General features: G+C 48.2%; 11 protein-coding genes. 4 read left to right on the top strand and 7 right to left on the bottom strand.

Annotation, left to right across the window (positions count from 1 at the left end; translation table 11 throughout):
* The 7 genes from AC3DOM_RS11875 to AC3DOM_RS11905 form a co-directional block, all read right to left on the bottom strand.
* A partial coding sequence (locus tag AC3DOM_RS11875; protein WP_487919260.1) for an acetyltransferase domain-containing protein occupies positions 1-745 on the bottom strand: 745 nt, incomplete at its 3' end.
* Positions 742-1,662 carry an endo alpha-1,4 polygalactosaminidase gene (locus AC3DOM_RS11880; RefSeq protein WP_487919261.1) on the bottom strand — a complete coding sequence of 307 codons (921 nt, stop codon included), beginning with the start codon at positions 1,660-1,662 and terminating at the stop codon, positions 742-744. The genes AC3DOM_RS11875 and AC3DOM_RS11880, both read right to left, overlap by 4 nt.
* Positions 1,663-1,721: 59 nt before the next feature.
* On the bottom strand, positions 1,722-2,633 hold the full coding sequence (gene secF, locus AC3DOM_RS11885; protein ID WP_487919262.1) for a protein translocase subunit SecF: 912 nt from the start codon (positions 2,631-2,633) through the stop codon (positions 1,722-1,724).
* Between the two features lie 12 nt (positions 2,634-2,645).
* On the bottom strand, positions 2,646-4,016 hold the full coding sequence (secD, locus tag AC3DOM_RS11890) for a protein translocase subunit SecD (RefSeq protein WP_487919263.1): 1,371 nt from the start codon (positions 4,014-4,016) through the stop codon (positions 2,646-2,648).
* Between the two features lie 82 nt (positions 4,017-4,098).
* On the bottom strand, positions 4,099-5,607 hold the full coding sequence (locus AC3DOM_RS11895; protein ID WP_487919264.1) for a M1 family metallopeptidase: 1,509 nt from the start codon (positions 5,605-5,607) through the stop codon (positions 4,099-4,101).
* Entirely contained in the window at positions 5,600-5,968 is a 369-nt protein-coding gene (locus AC3DOM_RS11900; RefSeq protein ID WP_487919265.1) for a hypothetical protein, read from the bottom strand. The genes AC3DOM_RS11895 and AC3DOM_RS11900 overlap by 8 nt, the downstream gene beginning before the upstream one ends.
* Before the next feature lie 102 nt (positions 5,969-6,070).
* On the bottom strand, positions 6,071-6,781 hold the full coding sequence (locus AC3DOM_RS11905) for a SpoIIE family protein phosphatase (RefSeq protein WP_487919266.1): 711 nt from the start codon (positions 6,779-6,781) through the stop codon (positions 6,071-6,073).
* Between the two features lie 125 nt (positions 6,782-6,906).
* Here AC3DOM_RS11905 and rpmF point away from each other — a divergent pair, with 125 nt between their 5' ends.
* The 4 genes from rpmF to AC3DOM_RS11925 form a co-directional block, all read left to right on the top strand.
* Positions 6,907-7,095 carry a 50S ribosomal protein L32 gene (gene rpmF / locus AC3DOM_RS11910; RefSeq protein WP_487919267.1) on the top strand — a complete coding sequence of 63 codons (189 nt, stop codon included), beginning with the start codon at positions 6,907-6,909 and terminating at the stop codon, positions 7,093-7,095.
* Between the two features lie 73 nt (positions 7,096-7,168).
* Positions 7,169-8,113, top strand: coding sequence for an ACP S-malonyltransferase (gene fabD, locus AC3DOM_RS11915; RefSeq protein ID WP_487919268.1), 945 nt, complete (start codon positions 7,169-7,171; stop codon positions 8,111-8,113).
* Between the two features lie 101 nt (positions 8,114-8,214).
* On the top strand, positions 8,215-8,637 hold the full coding sequence (locus tag AC3DOM_RS11920) for a hypothetical protein (RefSeq protein ID WP_487919269.1): 423 nt from the start codon (positions 8,215-8,217) through the stop codon (positions 8,635-8,637).
* Between the two features lie 13 nt (positions 8,638-8,650).
* Positions 8,651-9,330 (top strand): phospholipase D-like domain-containing protein (locus AC3DOM_RS11925; protein WP_487919270.1); only part of this gene is annotated, 680 nt, incomplete at its 3' end.

Genomic DNA, 9,330 nt, shown 5'->3' on the forward strand with positions numbered 1-9,330 from the left:
CCAAAGAGCGGAGAATAAGGAATGCAACCAGAAATGACACACCGATCCACAGGGCACTCTCCAGGGCTTTTTTCTTGTCAGCGCTAAGCCAGTATCCGAAGAGCATCCCGAGAGTGACAACGGGTAGCCAGGGCAGAGCCGGATAATTAACCCATAAGCTCAGATCCCCACCGGGGATGGAAGCCAGACGATCCAGGAGAGAGAAGTTATTTCCCCAAAGATTTGGGTCTGGTGGCAGAGATGCATCGCTAAAGAAAAGAGCAACTGTCAGCACAAAGAGATATTGAGGCTTAAGCCAAAGGAGCATGCTGCCCAGTATCATCGTCCCGCCGAGGGCAAAGAGAACGCCGATATAGGTATCCAATGCCCAGCCACCTGGGGAAAGCTCCCAGGCAGGGTTGATGACGAAGAGTTGCAGCGCAACCAGGAGCGCACCCCGAAGAAGAAAATGCCCTATAATTTTTATATCATGCCAACCTTTTTTTCGACGGGATTGTGTGAAGAGATGCATCCCCAGGCCCATCAAGAAAAAAAATCCAGGAGCTGAGAGATGTGTAAACAAGCGTGTAAGAAAGGATAACGGATCGTGGTATTCCGGGAAGGAACCGCCCCAGTATTCCCCAGAGGAGTGTTTTTGGGCGATAAAGTGATTGGCATGATCCAGGGCCATCAGGATCATAATCAACCCGCGCAACGCGTCCGGAGCAGTTAGCCGAGATTTTTCTTCTTCATCGATCAATGTCATGGACAAGCCTCTCTAAACGCATCCAGATTGCGATTTTTCAGGAAGACATAAAAGCCAAATTCTTCCGCCTGCGAACAAATTTTACCTTTAAATTCTTCGTAATCGATCAAATCTGTATATTCTGCGGCAAAAACAGGTTTTTCGGCTTCGATAAAGGGTAGCATTTCCTCGCACCATTCACCATCGAAGCAATCTTCAGTAAGCGCCCAATCGAAATAGTCGAGCAAATCCTCCACCTGGTCATCATCGTTTTTTAGCCCGATAGACAGTCCGCGCGCGTGTGCTTCTTCGGATAGCCAAATATTATAAGCGAGTTGGTCTTCGTAAGTAATCGAAAATCCAGTATCAGCCCAGTGCAGGTCTATATTATCTGGCTCAATGCCATCAAAGCCCTTTGCGGCGCAGAGATCGAGGCGGGCCCCCATGATGGGGGCGAGTAGGTCTATCTGGCTTATATCAAGCCATTTTTCGCCAGGCCAGCCCAAATAATCTTTGCCTATTATTTCTGATGGAAAGTCAGCAGCGTCGGGACGCCAATTTTCCCAACTGCCAACGGAGATATAGCAAAAGATCATTTTACCTTGCGAGTGCAAACCTGCTATCAGGCTTGCTTCCGTTTCGAAGAGGTCGAGGTCGTATATATCCACATCGAAGCTGGTGTTGATCTCATCGCTATTTCCGAGTTGCCACGAAAAAGTACTACCAAGGGGAGGATACCAAATTTCTTTCGGTGGCAGCGTGGGAATTGTTGACGCTTCTGTTGGGGAGAGCGTAGCTGGAGGTAGCGTGGGCGGGGGAGTTGATGGGAGTACGGTAGCAGGTTGAAGTGGCGGAGGGATCGATGTGTTATCCGCCGGGAACGAACAAGACGTTATAAAGAGGGTTAGAGCAAGAAGGGGTATAGATATCCGTTTCATCTTTGATCCTTGTTAAATAAAAAATGGCGCATCAATGATGCGCCATTTTAGCATTCTTTTTATGCTGCGGCTTTATTTCTGCCGAACCAATTGCGCCATTCTTTGTTTTCCCAGACCACCAGAATTGGGGCTGCGATAAAGATGGAAGAGTAAGTTCCGCTCATCAGACCGACCAGCAAAATAACGACGAATTCACGCAATGTGACTCCGCCAAAGAAGGCTAATGCCAGAAGTAAGAATTCAACCGTCATCAGCTGGGTATTGATCGAGCGCTGCAGAGTCTGGACAATGGAGTGATTGACGAGGGTTTCATAGTCCAATCGACGCAGGGAACTGGAGTTTTCACGAATGCGGTCGAAGACAACGATGGAGTCCTGCATCGAAAAACCGATCACTGTCAGCAACGCAGTCAGAAAAAGGGAGTCAATTTCCCAACCAAGGAAGATGCTCCCAAATGCAGTCACACTAAAGATCAGGGCTACATCGTGGAGCATGGCGAGGATAGCAGAAATGCCATATCGATAAGCGCCTTTGACCCCGCGGAACGACCAGGCGATGAAGATCACAACCAGAAGGGATGATACCCCAACGGCCATTGCAGCGCGGGAGGTAACCTGCTCTCCGATGCTGGGGCCGACGCTGTCAAAACGTTGCACGGTGGTCTCGCCAAAGGCCTCGCTTAAGGCAGTGAGAACTGCATCACGTTTCTCATTATTAAGAAACTCTGAACGAATGATGATCCCGCCTGTTTCAGTGGTCTGGACCTGGGGATCTTTGATCCCGGCTTCTTTATAGCTGGCAAGAACCTGGGCAGGTTGTGGTACATTGCCTTCAAAAGTTACTTCGAGGAGACTTCCGCCAGTGAAATCAATCGAAAGGGGAATCCCGCCTGTGAACAGTATGATCAAGCCGGGGACAATAATGATGAACGAAAGAGCAAAGAAAAGGTAGCGTTTACCAAGTAAATTCATGATTTGCTCCTTTTAAATACCAAACCAGCGCTGGAAGTTATTGATCTTGATCTTATCAAGTACAACAGCCAGCAGGGTTTTGGTGATATAGAGGGCGGAGAATAGGGAGATCAAGACACCCAGGGCAAGTGTGATAGCAAAGCCCTTGACAATGCTCGCTCCGAACGCATTCCCGAACCAGAAGAGGATCAGGGAGGTGATCAGCACAGCAGCATTTGAATCCCGGATCGAAGGCCATGCTCGCGACCAGGCCATATCGAAGGCCTGTTTTAGTGATCTGCCTCGGCGAAGTTCTTCTTTTAGACGTTCAAAGACGAGGATATTCGCATCAAGAGCTGAGCCGGTGCTGAGCATGAAGCCAGCAATGCCGGGGAGGGTGAGAGTCACGCCGATCCACTTGAAGAGGGCGAAGGCGATAATCGCATAGAAAATAATTGAAATATCTGCCGTGATGCCAGGGAGGCGGTAGTAAATCCCCATAAAGAGAACCACGATGATGATCCCGATCAGGCCGGCCTGCAAACTACGCTGAAGGGAATCTTCACCGAGTGTCGGTCCAATGATGCGACTTTCAACAATTTTGAGCGGCACCGGAAGGGAACCATAGCGTAATTGGACAGCGAGGTTATTAGCGCTCTCGTAGTCAAATTGGCCTGTGATGACACCGCTTCCGCCTGAGATTTCACTTTGAATAGTTGGAGCAGAAATAACCACTTTATCCAAAACAATGGCGAGAACCTGCCCGATATGTGTAGCGGTGTAATCAGCGAAAATATCGCTGCCCTCATCTTTAAGGGCAAAGGCAATTTGGAATTGTCCAACCTGATCCTGCGATACCCCGACATCATCCAGCACTGCACCGGTCATGACCGTGTGGTAGATGGTTGGCAGAATTTCCTCACCATCAGTCTCCACCTCTTCAACAGATTCGGTGGATAATCCATGATCAGTTTCGATGATGGTCCCGGCAGGAGGACGGGTGTTTCCGGTATCCACAAACTCGAGCAAACCAGTTTGTTGGATGATTGCAATTACGCCTTCGGTATCTTCCAATCCAGGGAATTCTCCGACAATGCGTCGGTCCCCCGCAATTTGGACGATGTTTTCGGCCACGCCAAGCGCGTTGGTACGGTTTTCGATCACGCTACGGGCAACTTCCATCGATTCGGCTGATATCTCCGTTTCTTCGGGAAGATCGGCTTCGAGCAAAACCTGCAAGCCACCACGCAAATCAAGGCCAAGCTGTGGCTTGACGTTGCGATCGTAGATAACCTCTCCGTTAAATGGATTACTAATATAGATCGTTTCGCTTAACCCAATCCAGAGCGCAAAGGCAACCAGAAGGGCGATCACGAGCAATCGAGTGCTTTGATTTCTTACCATAGAATCTGCTCCATTTCATAAAAATACCACCAATGCTCTGGCGGCGGAAAGATTATACCCCTATTGAAGGGGCATGGATAGGTTATTGTGATGGGTATATCCAATCTGTGAAGAGATCGTTTAAGTCACATTTACAATGCTCTTCGGCTATATCCTGGAGACTCTCACTAGTAGCAATCCCCCATTGATGGCTTTGTGTATAGTCGGCAAGAAAGGCTTCAAATGCTTCTGCGCCCATTTGGTCTGCCAGCACATCAAAAAAGAAGGCACCACGCCCATAAACAATTGCGCTATATTCTCCATCCTGATAGGCAGTTACTGGCAGACCAACAGGAATTTTTTCGCTTTCGATCCGCTGCCAGCGCCCATCGAGAGCTTGTGCAAATTCTGCGCCGCTATTTGCCCCGTATCTGTCAATATAATATTGCCAGGTGACATATTGGGTCAATGATTCATCCAACCAAGGATCGTCAAGTTGATCGTTGCCAACAAAATTGTAAAACCATTGATGCCCGACCTCGTGCGCAATGGTTGATTCAAGATAAATACTGGCTGGAGTTCCCCCAAAGTTGGATGATAGATCATAGAGATCTACATTGATGGCGGTCATGCCCGGGTACTCGATGCCAAGGGCATAGGTGGGCGTTGAAGCGATGTCAAATTCTGTATAGGGATAAGGGGCATAGCTTTTTCCAAAATAATCAATCGCTGCTGCTGCGACATCCAGGGCCAGTTGCGAACCCTCGCCTGCATCTTCAGGAGCATAACTATTGATTGTGTATTCTCCAAATTTTCCACTGACGAGAACATATTCACTGCTGGCTACGAGATAGAAATCCCGCGCGGGACCGGCAGCAAAAGTGACGATTTGGCGGTCGCCCGTTGATTTGCGCTGGATCTCATTTCCAGATGCTACCATGACGAGATCATCTGGTGCGCTAACCCGGACAAGATAAAAGCTGACGTCCGCGTAAGTTACATCACCCTGGGCTGAGGGATACTCTGTATTCCAGCCTTCGTCATCATAAACCGAAATCATTGGGTAGGCATGAGCCAAAGCCAAAACGCCTTCCGTGGATGCCAGGATGCCATAGTTGCTCTCAAGCTCGGTAGGCACAGTGGTAACGAAGCTGATTTGAATAAGGATATTTTCCCCAGGTTGCAGAGGCGCTGGGAGGGGGGCGCTCAGGATGCTGTTATTTTGTGCGTATTCAATTGAGACAGATACACCGCCCACACTCACATCAGAGATGAGCATTTCTCCGCCCAGGAGGTTGGGAAATAGATGGAACTGGATCGTATCCAGAGGTATATCCTCCTGGTTGGTATAGCGAACCTCCTGATTTCCTGTGAGGTGAACGAGATCGTCTGCGATCTCATAATCGATATGGTAGATGCTGGCTCCTGGTAATTCATCGAGGGATTCTTGATATAAAGGAAGCAAGCCACTCTTAAAAATTTCCCGATCATTCCAGTCAGTCCAGGCGTTGAGCGGTTCCGGCGCAGGGTTATCTTGATTTGCGATGGGCGGTGACTGGCAAGCTGATAATAAAAAGGTCAAGGGGATTAGGTAGGCAAGGGTTTTACGCATCGGAACTCTCCTTTATAAAGTCCAGTGCCGCTTCCAGAACTTCTTTAGGGGTTAGTAGATCAGTATCAAGATAAAAATCGGCCAATTTGCGGGCATGTCTTAATCGATGCCCTTGTTCTTCATAATCAGCCAGATTCCAATTTAATTTTCGACGGATTTGGGCGATGGGGTAGGAAACCTGTAAGAATATCAACAGATCCGGATTTATTAATCGCCGCCACATATCCTTGACGTAAGAATGCTCCTGGGCAATATTTCTGGCGTGAACCATGTGTTTTTTCAGCCCCGCAACCAAAGTCGATTTCCCTGAGGAGCAGGGGCCGACGATCCCGATCAACAACTCTTTCTTAGTGTTTGTCATGAACCAGAAGCAAAGGGGCGCTGAATTCTTTGAGGTAAAGACTGGTATCCTGGAATGACGCTCGCCATCTTCTAGGCTTCCTATGCATCTGCCCGTCCTGGGCTAAATGGCCCCAAAAGGTAAGCTAACGCTCATGCGACGCACATTATCTTTTTCTTCAGATATTACGCGGATCACGACCACGCTAATATCATCTGCTGGGCGATTTTCATCCAGACGCACGGCATGGGCCAAAAGAGAATCGGCAATCTCTTGAGGGGAGGGATCCTCGTCACTCAGCATCGCCTGGATGGCAGCGCCAATATCCATGGGTTGGCCGATCCGTTTTCCTGCATGAGTTAGCCCATCCGTATAAATGATGATCGTCAGCCCCGGCTTCAGGGCGATCTCGCTGATCGAAGGGCGGATATGGCGCGCGATCCCGATTGGAGAGCTTTCCGTACTCAAAATATCAAGCTGATCTCCGTGGCAAACATATATGGGAGAGGGATTATTCCGGGTCAGCACTACCGTTTTTGTTTTCAGATCTATGGATGCGATATTTAGCGTGGAGGATACCTTCCCCCTTTTTTCAGTATATAAATGATCTGATGCCGCCCGTGCTGCTGCCCCATCCCGTACGCCTTCGGCGAGCAATCCAATTACTTTACGAACGACCATCATCGAGATGGCTTTTGCTCCTTGTCCTGAAGTTTGCCCATCTGCCAATACGACAGAAAGACCGCCATTAGGGCGTTCAATAACCTCGAGTGTATCCCCGCTTTTTGAGACGGCATATTTTCTGATTTTGGCTGCTCCAATTTTGATTTCCATACCCTGATTGTACAACGATTTGGGCTTGACGTCACTAGTTAACGCCGCTATAATCACCCCCGCTTGTTTAGAAAACAGAAATGACATTGGGCAAAGCCCGATGATTGTATGAAGGAGAGTTTAGCATGACCCCACTGCCAAAGCGTAAAATTTCCAAGGGACGTCGAGATCGTCGCCGTGCGCATGACTTTTTGATACCCCGTAATCTGACCACCTGCAGCAACTGCGGCTCCATGCGTTTGCCGCATACCGTTTGCGCAAATTGTGGTTTTTATAAGGGACGCGAAGTCATCGAAGTAAGCAAAGAAAAATAGAAAATTGAATTATCTCAAACTGAGTCGTGACCTGCGCGGCTCGTTTGTGTTTTAAGGGGGCATAGGAGAATTTATGAATCTTAATCCAAGTCAAACAGCTTTTCTATTTCCCGGCCAGGGTTCTCAGGCACCTGGCATGGGGCGTGACCTTGCTGAAAAATATCCGATTGCACGGGATACCTTTAAAGAGGCTGACGAGATCCTGGGATTTTCTCTCTCAGAACTGATGTGGAGTGATGAAGCAGATCAATTAAACGATACCGTAAATACCCAACCCGCTCTCTTTGTTCACTCAATTGCGGCATTGCGAATATTTGCCGAATACGCCCCGGAATTCAGGCCAGCTGCGGTTGCCGGGCATTCTCTCGGCGAATTAAGCGCGTTGACAGCTGCCGGCGCACTCTCATTCGAGAATGGGCTTCGTCTTGTCCGGCGACGTGGTGAGTTGATGAAACGCGCTGGAGAGATTGCTCCCGGAGGAATGGCTGCTATCCTTGGGTTGGATATCCCCACCCTGGAGAAAGTTTGCGCTGAAGCCAGCCGCACCGATGAAGTTGTAGAGGTTGCCAATGATAATTGCCCCGGCCAGGTGGTTATCTCTGGCGCACAACCTGCGTTGGAGCGCGCTCTGGAGTTGGCAAAAGAATCTGGCGCAAGGCGGGCGATGCCCCTGGCAGTCAGCATCGCGGCACACTCTCCGTTGATGGCCGTTGTTCAAGCGGAATTTGCCGAGGCATTATCAGACGCATTAATAACGGAGGCAAGCCTGCCTGTCGTTGGAAACGTGACTGCATTACCCTTATCTACGGCAGATGAGATCCTGGCAGATGTACACGGTCAGCTCAATTCACGTGTCCGCTGGACAGAATCCATTCAATATATGATTTCGCAGGGTATAGACACTTTTGTGGAATTAGGCAGTGGCAGTGTGCTGACGGGTATGCTAAAACGAATTGATAGGGAAACAAAAGGGATACCACTTGGAACAGGTAAAGATTTCGAAGAATTTTTTGTATAGAATTTTTTGGCAAATTGATAAAAAGGAGAACCGTCATTTCAGATGGTTCTCCTTTTTTGGTAAAATAACTAGGTTCAGATTGCTGATTCTGGAGATGGAGAATGGATATGGATATCCTAAGCAAGCGAATCAAGCGAGCTGTTGAAAGCGTTTTAGATAATGAGGCTCTGGCAGGTGGTTTGGACGAATCTGCTGGGTATATTTTGCAGCAATGGGGAATAAAAAACGTCACGCGTATTGCAGCGGAAACAGAAACGCTTAGTGATGATCAAGCGGAAGAAGCCATGTATCCTCATCTGAAGGCTTCACGGCGGCTGATGCGTGCTATCCGTGTTTGGGTGCAGCATGAAAAAGATGTACCAACAGATGAACGAGAGAGGCTTTGGGGAAAAATTGAGAAGCGGGCAAAAGTACTCTATGGAGAGGATCTAATCCTTCCTTCACCAGGTAAATTTTCAGGAGATACTCAAGCTGAATTCATCAAAAACTTGCTGGAATGGCTTGATAATAACAGAATGCTTTAGGAGAAAATATAAAATGGCTACAAAAAAGAAGAGAGCAAAATCTAAGAAAACAAAGAAGACAAACTCAAAGGTAACTCTGCTGCTAATGGTTGTGGTTATAGTTTTGGGTGGGTATTTTCTATATACCGGGGAAGATCCACTTGGTTTATTTACAGATATCCTTACAGAGGCGGGAGAATCTTTGCCTGAAAGTGCATCACTGATAGAAATTGAACCTACTCTCACACCGGCAGCAGTTTCTGTGCCGGTAGTGGAGGTTGCCTCTCAGGGTGAGTGGTGGGAAGTGTATTTTGCGGATCCGATCAACATGACTGATCCTGAGAATTACGGGGGCTCAATCGAAGAGGTCATTATTAAAAAAATTGATGCAGCTCAAAAATCGATCCATATTGCATCCTTTGAATTCAACCTGACCCCTGTTGCCGATGCGCTTATCCGGGCGCACGAACGCGGCGTGGACGTACGCTGGGTCACGGATGACGAACATGGGACCGAAGCCGACGAAGAACCCGGTCATGGACAATTTGAAATGCTCGAAGATGACGGTATTGAAATCAAAGACGATCAACGCGGTGCATTGATGCATAATAAATTTTGGATATTCGACCGGGAAATTGTCTGGACAGGTTCGACAAATATCACAGAAAATGGAATTTTTAAACAGGATAATAATGTCATCGTTGTCCATTCACC

The sequence above is a fragment of the Candidatus Desulfolinea nitratireducens genome (genome assembly GCF_982879505.1).